Raw genomic sequence first — 18,975 nt, 5'->3', positions numbered from 1 at the left:
AAAGATCCTCAAAGTTATGTTGACAGATACAATAATGAGGCAAGTTACAAAAAATGGTTTGATAAAACATATCCTGAAATGACGATTTATGAAGCGGTAGGATTAGAAGAGCCAGAAGTTATAGAACCAGAATTTGGAGAATGTGGAGAAGGGACAAAATTAATTGATGGAAAATGTACAGTTATTGCGTCAGAAAGTAAAGGTGGTGGTTGTTTAATTGCAACTGCAGCATATGGCTCTGAGATGGCTCCCCAAGTTCAATTACTCAGAGAGATTCGTGATAATCAATTGCTGAATACCAATTCAGGTACATCATTTATGATAGGATTTAATCAATTGTATTATTCATTTTCCCCACATATTGCCGATATGCAAAGAGAAAATCCAATGTTCAAAGAAGCAGTAAAGATTGGAATCACACCACTACTCTCATCATTATCAGTTATGGAGTATGCAGAATCAGAATCACAAGTTCTCGGATATGGAATTGGAGTGATAATGATGAACATTGGAATATATTTTGCAGCGCCAGCAATGTTGTTTTATGGAATAAAAAAAGTAAGACGAGTTAGGTTTTAATCATAATACTTTGTCTACCCATCATATGGGGAAACTAAGCAGAAATCTTCGAATTTGTGGAGATTGTGGAATAGCATACACATCAGTTAGTTTTACAAAATATATCGATCAATGTCCCATTTGTAAATCAAGAAGATTTGAAGCAATACCAGTAAAATCAGCTGATGAATAATTTTTCAATATAGATTTTTTAGTAGAATAGATTTTTGTATCATATTGTCTGAAGACCCAGAAATTGAAAAGATCAAACAAAGGAAATTAGAAGAGATGTTAAAACAACAAAATCAGCCTAAAATTGAGCCTGGGATTATTGATTTAGACGATTCTAATTTTGACCAAGTCATTTTAGCCGAAAATCCAACATTGGTTGATTTTTGGGCCGAATGGTGTGGACCATGCAAAATGATGCATCCAGTATTTGAGAGTTTATCAAAAAAATATCCTAAAGTGAAATTTGCAAGAGTAAATGTTGACAACAATCAAAATATTGCAATGAAATTTGCAGTTCAATCGATTCCTACATTTATTATGTTCAAATCAGGACAAATTGTGGACAAAATGATGGGGGCAGTTGGGGCTCCTGGAATCAATATGATTTGTCAAAAGCACTCAAAATAAAATCAGTAAGCATAAGCTGCTTCTTTCTTTCTTTGAATTTCTACGATTTCATTCAATACTTCTTGTTCTTCAGTACTTAGTTTATGCATGAATTTGTTTAGTAATTGTTTTGCTTCATGTGATGGCGGAAATGTGTAAAACACTTCTTCTTCAAAAATTTGTCTTCCAATAGTTACATCTTGCACCGAACATGCTACTTCATCACCGGCTTTTGCAGAACTAACAGTTTTTTTATCATGTTGTAATTGATGGATATTTCCAATTTTTCGTCCATCAGCATTCATAAATGGAATTTTATGCTTTAAAGTTCCAACATCTACTCTAATTCCAAAAACTGCAGGATTATTATTTCTAAAGACCATTCCTTTAAGAAAAATAAATTTTGAAACAGGTGTTAATTCAGAAAATATTGCATCTTCTTCATGTGCAGTGTCTTCTTCAACCCAAGCATTATAATTGTCAATTAAACTATAGATTACTTTGTCTTCAAAGACTTTGATATGACTAATTTCTGATTCTTCTTTTGCATCAGGAAGTACCTTGACATTAAATGCCAAAACAATTCCCAAATGTCTGTCTTTTTCTTTTATTGCCTTTGCTTCAATAACATCACGTCTGTTTACTGGGCCAATATCGGCTTTTGCCACAGGTACCTGAGAGCGCCTAAGCATTTCAACTATGGCTTCAAGAGAACCAATTGTATCACATTTTAGAATAATTCCATTGGTTTCAGTATCAACAAACATAGATTTCATTTCAGATTCAATGAGATTGGTGTATTTTGCAATCTCATCATCATTTGTTGCAACATATAGCGTACTACCGGGAAGAACACCTTCAAGTTCGGGGGATGCAATCTTTAGGCCAGCTGCAGCATCTACTTGTGGAGTTGGCTTGAATTTATCACGAGGATCACGCATCTCATCAAGTGCTTTTGGCAGCAACAGAGCTTTTGGTTTTGTAACAATTACACCATCACGTTTTGCAACAACTATACTGTCTTCTTTTTTGATTGATCCGTCAATTAGAATAATATTTGCAGTTTGACCTAATCCAACTTCATCTTTTACCTCTAAGACAATTCCACGTGGATCTTTTTCTTCTTGATTGAGTCTTTTTTGTAGATATTGTTGAGTCAGGCCTACCAACACACTAAGTAATTCAGGAATACCAACACCAGAACGAGCAGATATTGGAACAATCGCAATTTCAGATTTAAAGTCCTTAACACGATAAAATGCTTCAGACTGATATCCTAAGACAGAAAGGGTTCCTACAACATCATAGATTTTTTGATCAAGATCGGCCTGAATAGATGCGTCTTGTTCTTTAATTGCTTGTGAAATAAAAGTAGTATCAGATTTTCGCCATCCAGATATTTGATCACATTTGTTCAATGCTACAACAAAAGGAACTTTTCTACTCTGTAAAATTTTCAAACTTTCATTTGTTTGTGGCTGAAATCCACGATTAACATCAACCACTAAAATGGCAATATCTGCAGCAGAACCTCCACGAGAACGTAGATTTGTAAAAACTTCGTGTCCAGGAGTATCAATTACTAAAATTCCAGGAACTTTGTTTTCTGATTGTTCGAGTTTCTTGTATAATGGACCACAAGTTTCTTTGATTGTCTCAGTAGGAAGAAAACTTGCACCAATATGCTGTGTTATCCCACCAGCTTCTCTTCCCTGAACACCAGTTCCACGAATTCTATCTAATAGTGATGTTTTACCAGAGTCTACGTGACCAAGAACTGCCACTATGGGCTGACGAATTTGCAAATCAGATCACTCAAATGCTACCCTCGATTCGTGATCAAAACTTTCTTGTGAATCTGATGCATGAATAATATTTTCGCTAAACCCTAATCCAAAGTCACCTCTAATAGAACCAGGAGCTGCTTCAAAAGATTTTGTTGCCCCAATCATTATTCTAGTAGTTGCAATTGCATTGTTGCCTTCAATAATTGCTGCAACTACAGGTCCTGAGGTGATAAATGATGTTAATTCACCAAAGAATGGTTTGTCTTTATGAACACCATAGAAATTTTCTGCCTGCTCTTTAGTAAATGTAAACATCTTTAGTTTTAAAATTTTGAATCCTTTTCTTTCAAATCTAGAAATAACTTCACCAACTAGATTTCTAGCTACTGCGTCTGGCTTTACAATGAATAACGATTTTTCGGTCAATTTTACTTCTTTCTAATTCCGCCTTTAACGTACTTTTTTGTCCATTTGAATTTTCTTGGATCACGTTTAAGATCTAGTGCATTTTTTTTACATTTTGCAGAACAAAACCATAAGACAGTTCCATCATTTTTTGCAAGCATTGTACCAGATCCTTTTGCTACAGGTCTGTTACAGAAATTACATGGTTTAACTAAAAGACTCATTCAATACACCTACTTGATCTTCTTTGCTTCTCTCTCTGTTTCTCTTAGCATTAGAATTTCTCCCAACCTAACAGAACCTTTGACATTTCTGGTAAGAATTCTACCTTTATCTTTTCCAGTAAGAACTTTAACTCTAACTTGAATTACTTCACCAGCAATGCCTGTTCGTCCAACAATTTGAATAATTTCAGAGTGAACTACTTCATCAGTTGTAGCGCTCATTGATCAGTCTTTCCACCTTTAATTTTAGCAATTGATGAGACAACTTGGTCTACAATGTGTTGTGCGTCACCAGCATCCAAAATTGCTGCAGCGGCAGAAGTAATGTCAATACCTAATGATTTGCCTAATTCTTGTTTGCTTGGAACAAATGCAAATGCTGCTCCTTGTTCTTCACAAAGAATTGGAAGATGTGCAACTACCTCAGGAGGTTCTACATCTTCAGCAATGACAATTAATTTGCTAGTACCACGTTCGATTGCCTTGGTTGCTTCGTTAGTTCCTTTCTTAACTTTACCACTGGTAGATGCAACTCTAACTGCCTCTAAGATTGGATTTACGAGGTCCTCTGGCGTCTCAAATTTAACATAATATGCTTTTCCCATACTTCGTCACCCTTAGGGTTCATTCTCCATTCTCATCATCGTTACGTTTGGTTTTAAAAGTGTTATCTGGAAATGATTGTCTTAACTTTTTGGAGATATTCAGACATCAAATCGTCTAATTTTTCTTGACTTTGAGCTTCGGCATATACTCTTACAATTGGTTCTGTCCCACTAGGTCGTATCATAACCCAATTTTTTGAATCCATGTTGATTTTGATGCCATCAGTAGTATCAGAATTTGGAAATTCGTCTTTAAGGGAAGAAATCAATTTAGGAACGTTTTCAGGGGAACACGCAACTTTATCTTTTGTAGTAAAAGATGGGGGGAGATCAGAGATTTCATCATACAATGAATTAGAAGATGCAGCTAAAAGATCAAGCATTAACGCCAAAGTCATACAACCATCTCTAACTTGATTATGCTTTCCAAACATGAATCCACCGTTTTCTTCAAATCCTATCAATGCATCAGTTGGTATCATTTTTCTTGATACTTCAACACTTCCAACTTTTGTTCGGATAACTTTAGAATCAAATTGTTCTGCTAGAAGTTCGATATTAGAGCCAGAATTCAAACAAGTAACAACTAATGAATTTGGATTATTAGATAAGATATGTTTAGTTAACAAAAGTGCCGATTTGTCACCAGTCAAAATATTTCCTTTATTATCACAAAAAATACTTCGATCACCATCACCGTCAAATGCTATTCCCACATCAGCATTGTTTTCAACTACAGTCCTTGATAATTCTGAAAGATTCTGAGGGGTTGGTTCTGAGCCACGTCCTGGAAATGTACCATCAATATTTGCATTTACAAGAAAAGTTTCACAATTAATCATTTTACAAAAGTCTGGAGCAGATACTGCCTGTGCGCCATTTCCAAGATCTAAAACAACTTTGAAATGTTTTGATTCTATTAATTTAGAATTAACTTGGGAAATTATTCCATTTAGATAAGTGCTAATTGCACGTTCTTCATTTTTTGTTGCTCCCCAATTTTTAGAATTTTTAATCCAATTTTTTTGAAGATAAATATTTTCAATGATTAATTCATTTTCTCGGGAAATTTCTACCCCATCATATGCAGCAGGTTTAATTCCATTGTATTGAGGAGGATTATGAGATGCAGTAATCATTATACCACCTACATAACCTAATTTCTTTACTGCAAATTCAAGACAAGGTGTTGGAACAATTCCTGCAACACTACAATCAATTCCTATTGAATTAAGAGCAGAAGTTACAACTTTACAAATAATAGGACTGGAATCTCTTCCATCATATCCAACTAATATTGGTCCCTTTTCAAAAAAAGTTCCAATTGCCAGAGTCATATCATGAATAAATTCTAATGTAAAATCTTCATCAAAGATACCACGAATTCCATTTGTGCCAAAAAATTTTGCCATAATGTAGTTCAATAATAGATAAATTTGTGTTTAATGGCAAGTCCGTTGCGGGAGTCGCCCAGCCTGGTCAAAGGCGTAGGGCTTAGGACCCTATCTCTTAGGAGTTCGTGGGTTCAAATCCCACCTCCCGCACCATTTTGATTTCTGTGAATGATTAATAATAAGAAAATCTTCAACAAACAAAGTCATGAAAAAAACTGTGGTTGGTATAACAGTTGTTGGTAAAGACAGAGAAGGGATTGTAGCCTCATTCACAAATTTTGCATTCTCAAAAGGCGGTAACATAGAGAAAGTAAATCAAAATGTAATCAAAGGTCTTTTCGGAATGTATCTAGAAGTTTCTTTTTCAAAAGCAGTAGATGTAAAAAAATTTGATTCAGAAATTCAGACTTTGGCTAAAAAAGAAAAGATGGATGTTAGTACTCATCATGAAACAAATTCTCAAAAAAATATTGCAGTTTTTGTAACAAAAGAACCATTATGTCTACAAACAATTCTGGCTAAATCAAAATCACTCAAAGGGAAAATTTCAGTGATAATTGGTACTGAAAAAACACTTGAACCATTAGCAAAAAAAGCAAAGATTCCATTTGTTGTAGTTACAGAAAAAAATCAGCAAAAAGCTGAAGAAAAAATTATTCAGATTTGTAAAAAATACAATATCGATTTAATAGCACTTGCAAGATACATGAGAATTCTTAGCCCTAACTTTGTTTGGAGATATCCAAATAGAATTATTAACATACACCCATCATTGTTGCCTGCATTCCCAGGTGCACTAGCATATGCACAAGCATATGAAAGGGGAACAAAAATTGTAGGGGTAACATCTCATTACGTAACAGAAAACTTAGATCAAGGTCCGATTATTTTCCAAGATTCTTTCAAAGTGGATCCAAATGATACGCTAGAAAAAATTAAGACAAAGGGGCAAAAATTAGAGGCAGACACATTATTCAAAGCAATAAAAATGCATCTAGAAAATAAATTGGATGTACAGTGGAGAAAGGTTCACGTAAGATCAAAGTGAATCAAATGTCAGAAATAAAAACACAGTTTGATCCGTTTCTAAGAAAAGATATAAAAAGAAAAAAGCAAGTTGCAGTTATTCCAATAGGCTCAATTGAGCAACATGGTCCACACCTCCCCATTTCAACAGACACAGATATTGTAACAGAAGTAGCAAAAAGAATTTGTGAAAAAAATAAGTATCTATTGCTTCCAACTTTATCTTATGGAGTATCATTTGAGCATGCTCCATTTTTTAATTTGAGTATTAGAGAAGCTACGTTACGTAGTGTTTTAGTTGACATATGCTCATCACTTTTAGAAAACAACATCAAAACAATTTTCATAATAAATGGGCATCATGGAAATCAAAATTCAATTAAAGATATAGATAAAAAACTGAAAAAAATCTCAAAAAATAAGCTCAAAGTATTTCCATTTTCATATTGGCATTTTATGGATAAAGAATTTGATCATGCAGGATTTGTAGAGACATCATTGATGTTAGCAATTTCAAAAAATGTCAAAATGAAATTAGCTGAAAAAGGTCTCATTACAGATAAAATGACAAAACAAGAAATTAAAAAAATTGGAAAAATAGCAAACAAATCATTTCCAAAAGCCACAAAAAACGGAGTTTGGGGAGATCCTACAAATGCTTCAAAAAAAGAGGGACAGTTGATTTTAGCTGAAATTGTGAAAAATCTAGGAAAAAAGTGTCAAACTTGCCTTACTGGGCATAGCTCATAGTTTTACCAATGAAATTTTAATATAATCCCTCAATATCAAAGCCAATAAGTGAAATAGATGTCCGTTGATATGGCAGTAAAAGTATTGGATGAGAGTATCAATCAAGTTGTATTGATAAAGCTCAAAGGAAACAAAACCATTAGAGGTAATCTTCTTGGTTTTGACCAACACATGAATCTGCTACTCGACTCTTCAGAGGAGATTCCTGCTGAAGGCGATTCAAAAGGCCTTGGAACCATTGTAGTTAGAGGAGACAATGTAGTTATGATTTCTCCTCCACCAGCACAAAATTAGGTGATATGGAATGGTAAAAGGTACAACTTCTATGGGTGGTTTTACAAAGAAGAAAGTACACATAAGATGCAGAAGATGTGGAAAGAACTCACTTCACAAACGTCATCACCAATGTGCAAGTTGTGGATTCCCAGAGGCCAAGAGAAGAAAATATTCCTGGATTAAATGGTATACATAGATGCAAGAAATTGCCCTTATTCTTAGTTCATTAGCCGGTGTTGCTACAGCTGCTGCTGTACGGAAAATGCCAAGAGATAAAAATCAATTACTAAGTCTTGGCGCCAGTTCTCATATCAAAAGCCAAATCAATTCATTGAAAATTGAGAAAGACATTCTAACAAAAACAATTTCAAGACTATATCAAGCCGATTCTGAGTTCTCTAAAATTCAAAAAGACAAATTATTGTTAAAATATCAACATCAACTAGGTATTGTTTTAGCAAAATTAGAAAAACTTGAACAAGCCAGTAAACATCCAGACTTGGGTCCTGTGGGGGATGGTTTGATTACATTGATGGATCAAAAATTATCAAAACTAGATGATAGATTATATGAACTATCATCAAAAATTAGCAGTACAAAAGTTCAAACACCAAAAATAAAAGAACCAGAGAGTAAAAAGGAAATAAAACAAGAATCAAATTCATTTAAGAGCACATTTAATTTTGACAAACCAAAAGAAACTACCACAGAATCTATAACAATTCCTGCTACAAAATCACGACAGTCATTTGAACTAACTACTTTAACAAATATTTCAAGAAAAGAACCAAAATTCCCATTATTTGAAAAAGAAGAGAAACAAATTTCAAAACCAATGCCACAACCAAAAACAATTCAAACTGAATTAGTTAATCCAAAAGAAGAGATTGTAAAAGAAATCGTTCAACCAAAACCAAAGATTGAAGACAAAATCGAGATTATTCAGGAAGTTACATCAAATCCTGAGCCCAAATTAGAAACAAAACCGGATATCAATAAGGAAGTTGCCAAAATTTCAGAACATAAAGCACTTCCTGAGCCAGAAATACAAAAACCAGAATCAACATCATCAGATGAGGTTAATGATGATACAGATGATTTAGATAAAATCAAAGGCGACATAATGAAAGTTCTATCAAAGCTTGATCAAGCAGAGGTAGAGTGATTGTCTTACGATGATGCCATCATGGCATTATCAAATAATGCATTAAAATTTGTAAAAGATGATTATGTGGTTGGCTTAGGTAGCGGTAGAGCGGCTACTACACTTGTAAAATCACTTGGAAAATTAATCAAACTAAAAAATTACAACATTAAAGGGGTTCCAACATCATTACAAATCAAACTTACTGCAGAAAAAGTTGGAATTCCATTAGTAGAAGCTGATCAAGTAGAACATATTGATATTGTATTTGATGGTGCAGATCAAATTGATTCTCAAAAATTTGTAATCAAAGGCGGCGGAGGAGCTCTGCTTAGAGAGAATATTTTGTTTAGCATTGCAAAAAAGGTTGTAGTAATGGCAGACAAAACAAAATTTGTAAAAAACTTTACTAGAACTGTTCCAGTAGAGGTGCACCCACTTGCCAGAAACTCAGTATCAAATTCTATCAAAAAATTAGGTGGAAAAGTACAATTGCGTTCGCTAGATAGAGGCTATCCGGTTTTTACAGAGAATGGAAATATCATCTTAGATTGTGATTTTGGCACCATAAAAAATCCAAAATCATTAACACAAAAAATCAAAGCCACTGTAGGAGTTTTAGAATCAGGTATTTTCCTTAGAAAGCCAGACGTAATCTATAGAGCAAAAACTGGTGGAAAATTCGATATTTTATAGATGAAATTCTTAAATCTAAAAATCACGTATATTATGTGTGGCAACAAGTGAGGATCTCAGAAATGACATTCTAAAGGCTACAGAAGAGCAACAAAGGCTAATGGAGTTGAGAAAGCCGTTCTTAGGCTCAAAAAATAATGAGGACCAGATGAGTGCTTTTCGCATTACAACTCAGATTATGAAATATGAGGATTTTATCAGAGATACAGAGAGACAACTAAGAACCATGAAGTAATCTAAGAAACAAACTGGAAACGATCTTCTTTGTAGTCTTTTTGTAATTTTCCCTCTATAGGGATTTTATTTCCGCAGAAATTACAACAGTTATTTTTATCAAGATGCCATTCCCGTATACTGAAGCCATAACGATTCACTACTATTTTCTTACATTCAGAACAATAGGTATGCTCCCACTTGTGACCAGGGACATTTCCCAAGTAGACATACTGTAATCCTTGTTCTTTGGCAACATGATAGTGTTTTTCTAAAGTTTCAACAGGGGTGCTTGGATATTCCATCATTTTGTAATCAGGATGAAATCGTAGAAAGTGTATTGGCATTTCTGGACCAAATTCATCATAAATAAATTTAGATAGTTTTTTTGCATGCTCCAAATCATCTCCAACTTGAGGAACAATCAAATCAGTGATTTCTACATGAATTTTTGTTTTATCCCGAATTTCTAACAGAGTATCAAAAATTGGTTGAGTATCAGGAATTCCAATAAATTTTCGTGTAAATTCTTTTTCTGCATTGCCCTTAAAATCAACAGTAATTCCATCAAGGAATTGATTCATCATTGAAACTGATTCTGGAGTATCATATCCATTTGATACAAAGACATTAAACAATCCTTTTTTTCTTGCAGCAGTTCCACAGTCTTTGGCAAATTCTATAAAGATTGATGGTTCATTGTAGGTGTATGCAATTCCATGCGAACCATATTTGATTGCAGTATTAACAACTTCATCAGGAGTCATGTCGATTCCTTGAACTTCACGTCTTTGACTGATATCAGAATTTTGGCAGTATTTACAAAGCCAGTTACATCCAGTAGTTGCAATAGAATAGATCCTACTTCCAGGATAGTAATGGATCAAAGGCTTTTTCTCAATAGGATCAACATGCCCAGAAATGACTTTTCCATAGGCATAAAGTTGTAATTTTCCATTTTCATTTCCTCGGATCCCACATAGACCAATCTGATCTTTTCCAATCTGACAATAACGTGCACACGCAGTACACTTTACTTTATCATCAGGAAGTCGTTCATAAAGTTCAGCTTCTTTTCCGAGAATTGCAGTCACGCTTTTTATGGTAATTTTACGTATTTAACACGTATGACTAAATCTCAAATTTCAGATTCAGACGGAATACAACTAGTAAAGATGGCAAGAAATGCTGTTACGCAGTATATCAAAAATAATGAGAGAGTTTACGATTCAGAATTTAACTCAAAATTTAATTTTAGTTCTGGAATATTTGTAACATTAAACAAACAAGATGAACTTAGAGGGTGTATTGGTTATCCAATTCCTGTAAAAAAATTATGTGATGGGTTAGTAGATGCTGCAATTTCAGCTGCAACAAGAGATCCAAGATTCACAGCAGTAACAGCTGATGAATTAGAAAAAATAACATTTGAAGTAACCATCCTAACACCCCCTGAAGAAATCACAGTTGGAGAGTACTCTGAATATTTATCACAAATCAGAGTAGGTAGAGATGGATTAATTGTAGAAAATGAATTTACTTCAGGATTGTTGCTGCCTCAAGTTCCAATAGAATATGGATGGAGTGAAGAAGAATTCTTAGAATACACATGCCAAAAAGCAGGATTGGGCAAAGATGCATGGAAAGAAAAATCAACAAAAATTTCAAAATTTCAAGGAGTGATTTTCAAAGAAGAAAAACCCAATGGAAAAATTGTCAGAGAATCATCTGATGTTCTTTTATAAAATAATGTGTATGATTTGTTATGATTAGAAAACCAGTTGTTGCAGGTCAATTTTATCCTGGAACAAAAGATGAACTTGAAGAGATGATAGATTATTGTATACAACACAAGTATGGTCCAGGCATTCAAACACAAAAAGATGAGAAAGTTTTTGGAATAGTTTGTCCCCATGCAGGCTATGTTTACTCAGGTCCTACCGCATGCCATTCTTACAAGGCTATTTCATCTAAAAGTCCCGAACTAGTAATTATTCTTGGGCCTAATCATTTTGGAGTTGGAAGAGATGTCGCAACAATGATTGATGCCAAATGGGAAACCCCTCTTGGGTCAGTTGAGGTTGATTCAGAATCTGCAGAGGAAATAGCAAACATTTCAAAATACATTGAGATTGATGAGTTATCTCATTCTAGAGACCACAGTATAGAAGTTCAAATTCCAATGCTACAATCATTGCTTTCAAATAAATTCAAGATTCTTCCCATAATTTTACTAGATCAAAGCTTAGAAATAGCCAAAGATGTGGGTGATGCAATAGCACAAATTGCTAAATCAAGAAATGCAATGATTGTCGCATCTTCTGACTTTACACATTATGAGGAAAACTCTTTTGCACATTCTCAAGACAAAGCTTTGATAGAACCAATTCTAGAAATGGATGTTGAAAAATTTTACAGTGTTTTAATGGAGAAAAGAATCACTGCATGTGGATACGGTGCCATGGCATCAGTAATGATTGCATGTAAAAAGCTTGGAGCAAGAAAAGGAGAATTGTTAAGCTACTCAACAAGCGGAGATGTCATGGGAGATACATCATCAGTAGTAGGGTACGGTGCAATCAAGTTTGTCTAGTTAAAAAATTATTCAGAGTTGTTATGACGAATTGAATTCATAAAGTCTTGATTTTCTAGCATTAAATCTATCATTTGTTCTCGAAGTTCTGTATCATCCATCATAAATCCCAACATAGACCCCATAAGTTGATTTGACATTTGTGCCATATGTCTTGGATTTTGAAGCATGAATTCATGCATTTCTTGAGAAAGTTCATCGTCAATCCACATATGATGTATCATATCCATCATCCTATCAGAATTTGTGAAACCTCCATGGGTTTCAGATTGCATGTGTTGCTCATATTCAGGACACCATGGACACGTTTCAGCATGCATTCCTTGATTCATTCCAGAACCCATCATAGATTTATGGACTGATTCCATCCACCGTGTATGATCTTTTAGAGATTGCTCCATTACAGGATGTTCTTTCATATGCTCAATCATTTCTTGTCTCAATTTAGCATCAGAAGTCATGGGTCCCATCATGTTTTTCAAAAATTCAGGATTGACTTTCATTTTTGAAACCCAATCTTGCATAATATTTTTCATCAGGGTAGGATTGTCTTGCATCATTTTACTCCAGTGATTTAGTATTGAGGTGTTTGATGTCAAAGTTTCCATCAGATTATTCATCATCATGGGGCGATTTTTCATTATTTTAGAGTCAAACAAACCATATCCTCTATCTACTAATTTCAAATATGTTGTAGATGATACACATGCAGGTGCATCACTACTTTTTTGCAAAAGTACAAGACCTTCTTTACATGTAAGCTGATCAATATCATTGAATTGTTTCCACTGCTGTCGTGGAGGAATTACAGATTCTGCAAACGAATCATGCAAGGGAACAAACAAAATTCCAAGAATAGCTGAAAATATAAAAAATAATGATATGATTTGCACGAATTAAATTAAATTTTTTTAAATAAATAGCATTCTAAGAATTTTTACCAATATTTCTTTTTACAAGTTGCCCATGTCCAAGTTTTCCTATCACTTCAAAATCTTCAGCAATTAATTCTCCTCGTACAATTGTTTTAACAGGCCACCCCTTGAGAATTCGTCCTTCATAGACAATATAATCTGAAAAACCTCCAAACAATTCAGAAGAAACTTTTTTCTCTTTTTTCAAATCAATCATGGTCACATCAGCATCAGAATTTTTTTCTAGCGTTCCTTTTTGGGGAAACATTCCAAAGATTTTTGCTGCATTTTGACTTGTAAATCGAATAAATTGTTCTAAGGAAATTTTGTTTTTATTCACACCATCATTAAGCAATATGGGAAGGACAGTGCCAATTCCTGGAAAACCGGCTAATGCGGACCAGACATCATCTCCACCCAATTTGAGTTTAAGCTGGTTTGCAACATGGTCTGTTCCTATGGTGTCAATTTGGTTAGCAGAAAGTGCATTCCATATTGCCTTTCGATCATTTTCGGTTCTTATTGGAGGCATAACTTTAGCAAGATACCCATCTTGTTTTTCATAAGACAATGTCAAATAGTGAGGACAAGTTTCCACAAAAATTTTTGTCCCCAGTTTTCTTTCTTCTTGAATTTGTTTTAGAGCTTTTTCTGAACCAATATGAACAAAATAGATGACACAATCGTAGTCACGTCCAAATTTTGATACAGTCTTGATTGCTTTTGCTTCAAATTCAGGAGAACGACTTTCAGACCATGCAGATAATCCATCTTGTTTTTTCTCTCTAGCAGTTTTAATTCCACATCCACATGATTCATAGTCTTCTGCATGAACCAAAACTGGACAACCAAGAGAAGCCGCAGTTTTTACTGTCTGTTCAACAATTTCATTAGTTACATCCACATTAGCTGCAACAAGTTCAGAAGAATTAGGTGGCATATCCATGTAAACATGGCCAATTTCACCACCAAGATTCATGTAAATTTTGAACGAAGTGATTCCTTTGTTTACACAATAATCCATTTCATTGATTTGTTGAGAAGTAAAAATAGATGCGTGTATTGCATAATCAACGTAATGGTTTTGAGATGCAGCATCAAGCTGAGATTGTAATGAACTAGAAAAAGGATCTCCTAATCTGAGCATTCTCATCATAGTTGTAACCCCACCAATGGCAGCAGCATGTGATTCAGTCTTTGCAGCCTCGTTGATTGGAGAATACACACCATAATGTACATGAGTATCAATAGGACCAGGAACTGAAATCAGTCCATTCCCATTGATTTTATTATCACAAGATGGCAAATCATTAGTTAAGCCCACAATTTTTCCTTCATCAATTACGATGTTTTTATTCTCCATTCCTTGCGGAAACATGACATGGGAATCAACAATTACAGTATCATATGTCATCTGAAAATTTTATTGCCTGCAGTCTATTATGCGTTGAGTTAGTCAATCTTTTCAAATATATTGATTCAAAAACCAACCTACCACAATAATAGATATGACAGACGACGTATGTGACTTTTGCAAAGGGGCAGGTTCCAGTGGTTCGAATGTATGTGTATATTGTAATGGTACAGGAGAATGGAATCAAGCTGCACAAGCTTATGTGAAAAATCATATCTGTCAATGCATAGTAATGGATAGAAAATTTTGTCCTGTTTGCAACAAACCATGCCACCATGACACATCACTAAATCCAAAACAAAAAATTGATCCTGGGTATGGTGGAATGTCAGAACGTGAAGTCACAGTTATGACATAATTTTTCTAAGAATCCATTATTTTCAACAAAATGTGTTTTATCAGTAGTCCTACATTTTGTGCATGATATTCCGTTATCGAGTTTCCTGCTGCAACACATTCTTCAAGACTAGTGAGTAGAGAATTTATTTTGAAATAATTCAAAAAGTGTGTTCTTTGGCACCATATTGGAGATTGTAATGCAATTGAATATCTCAAATTCATTTATTATCAAAAGAGAGAATATGACTACAAAAGATAGGACTATAGAGATATTATGATTGCATCTATTTTTTTAGATTCAAGGGATCTAGTTTGACAAGTACAAGTGTTAGTTTTTCATAATAATTCTCAAAATATTGAATCTAGAATTAACAAAAAAATATTTAGTAAAAAGTAATTCTTTTTGACTCTGATTTTTTAACAAAGACGTGATTGTATGATATTCATTGAGTCAGAGACATCTCGCGGTGTTAGCTGGGGGCCTAAAAGCTCACATAAACTAGTTAATACATTACAGAGTCTCCACAGCAAAGGAGACTGCTTTTTTCTCTGGGAAAATCAGTATCGAGCCAAGTTTGGATCCTAAAGTAATTAATATTCCAAAATTAGATGCAAAATATGTCATTTGGTGAAGTTGATACACTAAACATGCTTTTTGACAAACTCCAAAGTTTGTTTGATGAATCCCAAGGATACTATGAATCCTTTCTAGATACCAATAACATGTACAAAAAAGGTCAAATTAGTGATAAAGAATTCTTCCAAAAATTAGGAGATTATACAGTAGCGTATTCTGCATTAGAGTTTTTAGCAATCAAAGTGATTTTTGAATTAAAAAAATCCATGGGTTCAGGTTCAGGAAATACACAATCACCTGGTTTGATGCCAGGAATGGGGCAACCAGGAATGATGGCAGGAAATATGCCACCAAGAGCTGGCACTGCAGAAAACCCAGTTGGTGGAGGTCCACCAGGAATTGTTTCAGCACAAAAAGCATTCAATGATGTTGGTACATTGCCATCACCAGATCCATCATTAATGCCAAGACAAGCTGCACCTCAAAATAATGGAAATGGGTGTTCTTCATGTGGTGCAGAACTAAGACCAAATGCGAAATTCTGCACAAAATGTGGAACTAAAGCATAGATTAGAAATTAAAATTTAGTTTATTCTTGTGTTGTTCCACATTCAGGACAAAACTTTGCTGTTGCTGAAAGGCTAGTACCACACTCTGAGCAAAATTTTCCATCAGTTTTTTGTTCAGTGTAAGCATTTCCCATTAATCCAGAACTTTTAACAGCTCCAGATGGTTCATATTTTTCATCATCAATCAAAACAGGTTCAAAATCTTGTTCTGTTAGAAAGGTCATCATTCTTGGGATACCTTTGCCTTCATTGTTAGGATCTGGAACAGAATCACCTAACCAAAATGCAAACCTCATTAGGGTTAATTCTGGAGTTGAAAATGCCAAAGTGTGTTTTGACATGTATTCTTGTGCTGCTTTTTTGCCATCAAATACTTGCATGAAGATAATATTCAGTGTTTATGTATATTAGTTTCTGGAAAGTGGACCGGGAGGGAATCGAACCCTCGACATCCTCGTTGCGAACGAGGCATTATACCCCTAAACCACCGGCCCCTAAACTACTCTCAGGGTTGTGTTTTTATTCATTTATCAAATTTCACTCAAATGAGAGAATTATAGAAATTGTGAATTTTTTAGAAAATTAGAGGATTTAGTATTAAAAAAATAATAAAAACGAGTTTTTGAGATTTATGCTAGTGCTCTATCAATCATATTTTTGTATGATTCTTTAGAAGCAGCGCCTACTTGCTGGCTAACTATCTCACCCTTGTTAAGGAGAATTAAGGTTGGAATACTAAAGACATTGTATTTTGATGCCAATTCATTAGCCTCATCAACATTAACCTTGACAAATTTTACTTTGCCATCATAGTCACTTGCTAGTTCTTCAACTACTGGACCTACCATTCTACATGGACCACACCATTCGGCCCAAAAGTCTACAAATACAGGGATGTCAGAGTTTATCACATCAACTTCCCAAGACTTTGCATCAGAAATTTGTGTTATTCCCATTATACTGTTGTTTTGTTTTTCGTACCTAAAAATGTTCACCAGAATCAGCACCATATTTTTTGGGTGGAAAATAAATTCTGATATATACTTAAATGACGTTTTGACAAAACTCAGATATGAGTTCAGAGCTTAGAATAAAAAAATTAAGAGGTTCTGGGGGCTATGTAATGGCTCGTGTCACAGATGAACAGCAGATGAAAGGAAATCTGGGAGGTCCAGATCTGTTCTTGGCACCAATTGGCAGATTAGATGCAGATAAAATTTCTAAACATTTTTGCAATACTTGTGAAAAAGAATTTGAAGGTTCACCAAAGATTGAATTTGAGAATCCAAATGAAGAGGTTGCAGAAAATTTAATTCTTGCAGAAAGAGGACAGTATATCTGCAATACATGTGGATCATCAATTGCAGAATATAGAGAATTTAAGAAACAAGATGAAACAGGAGACGTAGGTAATGCAAAACCATTAGAGCCACAAACCGAAGTTTCCACACAAGCTGAACCCCCACAACAAGTAACTGAAAACACTCCACAACAAATTGAACAACCTGAGCCACAACAACCACAAGAAGAAACTACTCATAGTCCAACTACATCAGTTAGTTCAATTGAGGGTAGAGTAGTATATGATGAAAATGCCAATAAAATTGGAATTGCAAAACAGGTAGGAATTGATTCAACACAGTCAATGGTTTTGGTAATTACTCAAAACGACGGAACTGAAGGCAGCATCCCATGGAAAAATATCAGAAAAGTAGGAGAAGTCATATTATTAGGTAATCCAGAAGAAAGCGTTACTCCTGGAAAATGTTCAAACTGTGGATTTTCAAATAAAGAAGGTTCAAAATTCTGTGAAGAGTGTGGGACGCCACTTCAATAGCTAGTAAATTTAATCAATGACACTATAGGCGATTATGTAATTGACAAAAAAGTCTATTTCAAAAGGAATCATCAAAGATATTGTTATCGTTGCAGTTGGAGTTTTGGTAATTTGGATTGGTCTGCAAATTGCATTTGGGACACAAAATCCATTTTATGTAGTTGCAAGTGGCAGCATGATACCTGTTTTAGAAGTGTATGATGTTTTGATTGTTCAAGGGCATGAACCGTTTGAAGAAATTGAAGTAGGAGATATTATTGTATTTAATCGACCTTCTGATCATAATAGAGTGATTGTACATAGAGTTGCATCTATCTTAGATGATGATCCCAGAACAATTAGGACAAAAGGAGATGCAAACCCAGCATCAATTCCAGGTACTGATTTTCCGATTACTGAAAAAGAGTACATTGGAAAAGTAGCATATACACTTCCACAAGTAGGATATATTACACAGTTACTAAAACCGCCAATTAATTATGTCATAATTGCAATTGTTATTGGAATTATGGTGGTTAAGCAGATGACAAAGAGGAAAAAGGAAAAGGAAACCACGTTTACAGACACAGCAAACACTGATGATTCCAATACCATAGAAGAATTATCAGATATTGATAAGATTGAAGAAGATTCTGAATATTCTGAGCCAGTAGAAAAATCAAAAGAGATTGAAGAAAAAGAGGAATCTACTGAAATTAAATCAGATACATCAAATGAATCTGAAGAAAAAAAAGACTAAATCACTAAATTTCAGGCAAACAGGTTCACATGATGCCAAAAAATGCATTAGATCGTCCTGTTTGCTTGGTGATATAACTATGTGAAAATTATTAAAAAAGGATCCTGATAAATCATAAGTTTGAATAAGAGTAGAATTGTTTAAGTATCTATTTTCAATTTTAAAAAAGAGTAGTTGTTTCTAGTAAGTCTCCGCATAATCTAGGGGTTGAGCCATCAGGATTACATCCAGGAGAGAATCCCTCTATTTCTATAACCTTTACATTACCATTGCTATCTCGTGTAAGTTCAAATTTCA

General features: G+C 34.4%; 27 protein-coding genes and 2 tRNA genes. 17 read left to right on the top strand and 12 right to left on the bottom strand.

What is annotated here, in order from left to right:
• The 3 genes from C6989_RS10190 to trxA (C6989_RS03730) all read left to right on the top strand — a co-directional run.
• Window positions 1–579, top strand: a 579-nt coding sequence (locus tag C6989_RS10190) for a CFI-box-CTERM domain-containing protein (RefSeq protein WP_342751985.1), incomplete at its 5' end; no start/stop codon positions are given.
• Between the two features lie 25 nt (window positions 580–604).
• Window positions 605–751 (top strand): hypothetical protein, encoded by a 147-nt coding sequence (locus C6989_RS03735; RefSeq protein ID WP_182126384.1) that lies wholly within the window; start codon window positions 605–607, stop codon window positions 749–751.
• A 44-nt stretch (window positions 752–795) separates the two neighbouring features.
• Window positions 796–1,197, top strand: coding sequence for a thioredoxin (gene trxA, locus C6989_RS03730; RefSeq protein WP_182126383.1), 402 nt, complete (start codon window positions 796–798; stop codon window positions 1,195–1,197).
• 2 nt (window positions 1,198–1,199) lie between these two features.
• On the opposite strand, the gene infB is transcribed toward trxA (C6989_RS03730), so the two are convergent.
• The 6 genes from infB to glmM form a co-directional block, all read right to left on the bottom strand.
• The gene (infB, locus tag C6989_RS03725; RefSeq protein WP_148702782.1) at window positions 1,200–2,981 is read right to left on the bottom strand and encodes a translation initiation factor IF-2; all 1,782 of its coding nucleotides are present in this window, start codon (window positions 2,979–2,981) and stop codon (window positions 1,200–1,202) included.
• A 6-nt stretch (window positions 2,982–2,987) separates the two neighbouring features.
• Window positions 2,988–3,389, bottom strand: coding sequence for a nucleoside-diphosphate kinase (ndk, locus tag C6989_RS03720; RefSeq protein WP_148702781.1), 402 nt, complete (start codon window positions 3,387–3,389; stop codon window positions 2,988–2,990).
• Between the two features lie 2 nt (window positions 3,390–3,391).
• Complete coding sequence (locus C6989_RS03715; RefSeq protein WP_141976663.1) at window positions 3,392–3,592, bottom strand: 50S ribosomal protein L24e; 201 nt, start codon at window positions 3,590–3,592, stop codon at window positions 3,392–3,394.
• A gap of 9 nt (window positions 3,593–3,601) precedes the next feature.
• Complete coding sequence (locus C6989_RS03710) at window positions 3,602–3,814, bottom strand: 30S ribosomal protein S28e (RefSeq protein ID WP_012214609.1); 213 nt, start codon at window positions 3,812–3,814, stop codon at window positions 3,602–3,604.
• Entirely contained in the window at window positions 3,811–4,197 is a 387-nt protein-coding gene (rpl7ae, locus tag C6989_RS03705) for a 50S ribosomal protein L7Ae (RefSeq protein WP_012214608.1), read from the bottom strand. The genes C6989_RS03710 and rpl7ae overlap by 4 nt, the downstream gene beginning before the upstream one ends.
• Window positions 4,198–4,259: 62 nt before the next feature.
• Window positions 4,260–5,609 (bottom strand): phosphoglucosamine mutase, encoded by a 1,350-nt coding sequence (gene glmM, locus C6989_RS03700; protein ID WP_182126382.1) that lies wholly within the window; start codon window positions 5,607–5,609, stop codon window positions 4,260–4,262.
• Between the two features lie 47 nt (window positions 5,610–5,656).
• On the opposite strand from glmM, the gene C6989_RS03695 reads away from it, so the two are divergent.
• From C6989_RS03695 to C6989_RS03660, 8 genes are all read left to right on the top strand, one after another.
• Window positions 5,657–5,744 (top strand) — tRNA-Leu (locus tag C6989_RS03695).
• A 52-nt stretch (window positions 5,745–5,796) separates the two neighbouring features.
• A complete protein-coding gene (locus tag C6989_RS03690) occupies window positions 5,797–6,639 on the top strand; it encodes a formyltetrahydrofolate deformylase (protein ID WP_148702779.1) in 843 nt (280 codons plus the stop codon).
• Window positions 6,640–6,644: 5 nt separating this feature from the next.
• Window positions 6,645–7,367 (top strand): creatininase family protein, encoded by a 723-nt coding sequence (locus C6989_RS03685; protein ID WP_182126381.1) that lies wholly within the window; start codon window positions 6,645–6,647, stop codon window positions 7,365–7,367.
• A gap of 57 nt (window positions 7,368–7,424) precedes the next feature.
• Entirely contained in the window at window positions 7,425–7,661 is a 237-nt protein-coding gene (locus tag C6989_RS03680; protein ID WP_014962496.1) for an LSm family protein, read from the top strand.
• Between the two features lie 10 nt (window positions 7,662–7,671).
• Window positions 7,672–7,839, top strand: coding sequence for a 50S ribosomal protein L37e (locus C6989_RS03675; RefSeq protein WP_012214603.1), 168 nt, complete (start codon window positions 7,672–7,674; stop codon window positions 7,837–7,839).
• Window positions 7,840–8,808 (top strand): hypothetical protein, encoded by a 969-nt coding sequence (locus C6989_RS03670; RefSeq protein ID WP_182126380.1) that lies wholly within the window; start codon window positions 7,840–7,842, stop codon window positions 8,806–8,808.
• The gene (gene rpiA / locus C6989_RS03665) at window positions 8,809–9,483 is read left to right on the top strand and encodes a ribose-5-phosphate isomerase RpiA (RefSeq protein WP_182126379.1); all 675 of its coding nucleotides are present in this window, start codon (window positions 8,809–8,811) and stop codon (window positions 9,481–9,483) included. It begins immediately after the preceding gene.
• A gap of 37 nt (window positions 9,484–9,520) precedes the next feature.
• Window positions 9,521–9,718 carry a hypothetical protein gene (locus tag C6989_RS03660; RefSeq protein WP_148702775.1) on the top strand — a complete coding sequence of 66 codons (198 nt, stop codon included), beginning with the start codon at window positions 9,521–9,523 and terminating at the stop codon, window positions 9,716–9,718.
• Window position 9,719: 1 nt separating this feature from the next.
• Here C6989_RS03660 and amrS read toward each other — a convergent pair whose 3' ends face one another.
• A complete protein-coding gene (amrS, locus tag C6989_RS03655; protein ID WP_148702774.1) occupies window positions 9,720–10,790 on the bottom strand; it encodes an AmmeMemoRadiSam system radical SAM enzyme in 1,071 nt (356 codons plus the stop codon).
• A gap of 33 nt (window positions 10,791–10,823) precedes the next feature.
• Here amrS and C6989_RS03650 point away from each other — a divergent pair, with 33 nt between their 5' ends.
• The gene (locus C6989_RS03650; RefSeq protein WP_182126378.1) at window positions 10,824–11,441 is read left to right on the top strand and encodes a TIGR00296 family protein; all 618 of its coding nucleotides are present in this window, start codon (window positions 10,824–10,826) and stop codon (window positions 11,439–11,441) included.
• A gap of 20 nt (window positions 11,442–11,461) precedes the next feature.
• On the top strand, window positions 11,462–12,289 hold the full coding sequence (amrB, locus tag C6989_RS03645) for an AmmeMemoRadiSam system protein B (protein ID WP_182126377.1): 828 nt from the start codon (window positions 11,462–11,464) through the stop codon (window positions 12,287–12,289).
• An 8-nt stretch (window positions 12,290–12,297) separates the two neighbouring features.
• Here the strand turns inward: amrB and C6989_RS03640 are convergent, their stop codons facing one another.
• Both C6989_RS03640 and C6989_RS03635 read right to left on the bottom strand, forming a co-directional pair.
• The gene (locus C6989_RS03640) at window positions 12,298–13,182 is read right to left on the bottom strand and encodes a hypothetical protein (RefSeq protein WP_182126376.1); all 885 of its coding nucleotides are present in this window, start codon (window positions 13,180–13,182) and stop codon (window positions 12,298–12,300) included.
• Window positions 13,183–13,216: 34 nt separating this feature from the next.
• Window positions 13,217–14,617 carry a dihydroorotase gene (locus C6989_RS03635; RefSeq protein WP_148702770.1) on the bottom strand — a complete coding sequence of 467 codons (1,401 nt, stop codon included), beginning with the start codon at window positions 14,615–14,617 and terminating at the stop codon, window positions 13,217–13,219.
• Between the two features lie 94 nt (window positions 14,618–14,711).
• Here C6989_RS03635 and C6989_RS03630 point away from each other — a divergent pair, with 94 nt between their 5' ends.
• Both C6989_RS03630 and C6989_RS03625 read left to right on the top strand, forming a co-directional pair.
• A complete protein-coding gene (locus C6989_RS03630; protein ID WP_148702769.1) occupies window positions 14,712–14,975 on the top strand; it encodes a hypothetical protein in 264 nt (87 codons plus the stop codon).
• A gap of 599 nt (window positions 14,976–15,574) precedes the next feature.
• Window positions 15,575–16,102, top strand: a complete 528-nt coding sequence (locus C6989_RS03625) for a zinc ribbon domain-containing protein (protein ID WP_148702768.1) — start codon at window positions 15,575–15,577, stop codon at window positions 16,100–16,102.
• Between the two features lie 20 nt (window positions 16,103–16,122).
• On the opposite strand, the gene C6989_RS03620 is transcribed toward C6989_RS03625, so the two are convergent.
• The 3 genes from C6989_RS03620 to trxA (C6989_RS03610) form a co-directional block, all read right to left on the bottom strand.
• Window positions 16,123–16,482 (bottom strand): zinc ribbon domain-containing protein, encoded by a 360-nt coding sequence (locus tag C6989_RS03620; protein WP_148702767.1) that lies wholly within the window; start codon window positions 16,480–16,482, stop codon window positions 16,123–16,125.
• 42 nt (window positions 16,483–16,524) lie between these two features.
• Window positions 16,525–16,596: transfer RNA gene (locus C6989_RS03615), tRNA-Ala, on the bottom strand.
• A 135-nt stretch (window positions 16,597–16,731) separates the two neighbouring features.
• Entirely contained in the window at window positions 16,732–17,112 is a 381-nt protein-coding gene (gene trxA, locus C6989_RS03610) for a thioredoxin (protein ID WP_255464627.1), read from the bottom strand.
• 62 nt (window positions 17,113–17,174) lie between these two features.
• Here trxA (C6989_RS03610) and C6989_RS03605 point away from each other — a divergent pair, with 62 nt between their 5' ends.
• Both C6989_RS03605 and C6989_RS03600 read left to right on the top strand, forming a co-directional pair.
• On the top strand, window positions 17,175–17,939 hold the full coding sequence (locus C6989_RS03605; RefSeq protein ID WP_182126375.1) for a zinc-ribbon domain-containing protein: 765 nt from the start codon (window positions 17,175–17,177) through the stop codon (window positions 17,937–17,939).
• 40 nt (window positions 17,940–17,979) lie between these two features.
• A complete protein-coding gene (locus C6989_RS03600) occupies window positions 17,980–18,678 on the top strand; it encodes a signal peptidase I (RefSeq protein ID WP_182126374.1) in 699 nt (232 codons plus the stop codon).
• The last annotated feature ends 297 nt before the right edge of the window (window positions 18,679–18,975 follow it).

It is taken from the genome of Nitrosopumilus sp. b2 (assembly GCF_014078535.1).
GTDB classification, from domain to species: Archaea; Thermoproteota; Nitrososphaeria; order Nitrososphaerales; family Nitrosopumilaceae; genus Nitrosopumilus; species Nitrosopumilus piranensis.
Note: the sequence above shows the minus strand (reverse complement) of the source record. Positions and strands in the feature narration are given on the sequence as shown.

Excerpts from the sequence above, each read along its gene's own strand:
- amrB (WP_182126377.1), top strand. The coding sequence starts at position 11,462 with ATGATTAGAAAACCAGTTGTTGCAGGTCAATTTTATCCTGGAACAAAA.
- C6989_RS03630 (WP_148702769.1), top strand. The coding sequence starts at position 14,712 with ATGACAGACGACGTATGTGACTTTTGCAAAGGGGCAGGTTCCAGTGGT.
- C6989_RS03635 (WP_148702770.1), bottom strand. The coding sequence starts at position 14,617 with ATGACATATGATACTGTAATTGTTGATTCCCATGTCATGTTTCCGCAA.
- C6989_RS03620 (WP_148702767.1), bottom strand. The coding sequence starts at position 16,482 with ATGCAAGTATTTGATGGCAAAAAAGCAGCACAAGAATACATGTCAAAA.
- C6989_RS03680 (WP_014962496.1), top strand. The coding sequence starts at position 7,425 with ATGTCCGTTGATATGGCAGTAAAAGTATTGGATGAGAGTATCAATCAA.
- C6989_RS03710 (WP_012214609.1), bottom strand. The coding sequence starts at position 3,814 with ATGAGCGCTACAACTGATGAAGTAGTTCACTCTGAAATTATTCAAATT.
- trxA (WP_255464627.1), bottom strand. The coding sequence starts at position 17,112 with ATGGTGCTGATTCTGGTGAACATTTTTAGGTACGAAAAACAAAACAAC.
- C6989_RS03625 (WP_148702768.1), top strand. The coding sequence starts at position 15,575 with ATGTCATTTGGTGAAGTTGATACACTAAACATGCTTTTTGACAAACTC.
- C6989_RS03605 (WP_182126375.1), top strand. The coding sequence starts at position 17,175 with ATGAGTTCAGAGCTTAGAATAAAAAAATTAAGAGGTTCTGGGGGCTAT.
- C6989_RS03650 (WP_182126378.1), top strand. The coding sequence starts at position 10,824 with ATGACTAAATCTCAAATTTCAGATTCAGACGGAATACAACTAGTAAAG.
- C6989_RS03690 (WP_148702779.1), top strand. The coding sequence starts at position 5,797 with ATGAAAAAAACTGTGGTTGGTATAACAGTTGTTGGTAAAGACAGAGAA.
- C6989_RS03715 (WP_141976663.1), bottom strand. The coding sequence starts at position 3,592 with ATGAGTCTTTTAGTTAAACCATGTAATTTCTGTAACAGACCTGTAGCA.
- C6989_RS03735 (WP_182126384.1), top strand. The coding sequence starts at position 605 with ATGGGGAAACTAAGCAGAAATCTTCGAATTTGTGGAGATTGTGGAATA.
- C6989_RS03675 (WP_012214603.1), top strand. The coding sequence starts at position 7,672 with ATGGTAAAAGGTACAACTTCTATGGGTGGTTTTACAAAGAAGAAAGTA.
- glmM (WP_182126382.1), bottom strand. The coding sequence starts at position 5,609 with ATGGCAAAATTTTTTGGCACAAATGGAATTCGTGGTATCTTTGATGAA.
- rpl7ae (WP_012214608.1), bottom strand. The coding sequence starts at position 4,197 with ATGGGAAAAGCATATTATGTTAAATTTGAGACGCCAGAGGACCTCGTA.
- C6989_RS03685 (WP_182126381.1), top strand. The coding sequence starts at position 6,645 with ATGTCAGAAATAAAAACACAGTTTGATCCGTTTCTAAGAAAAGATATA.
- C6989_RS03670 (WP_182126380.1), top strand. The coding sequence starts at position 7,840 with ATGCAAGAAATTGCCCTTATTCTTAGTTCATTAGCCGGTGTTGCTACA.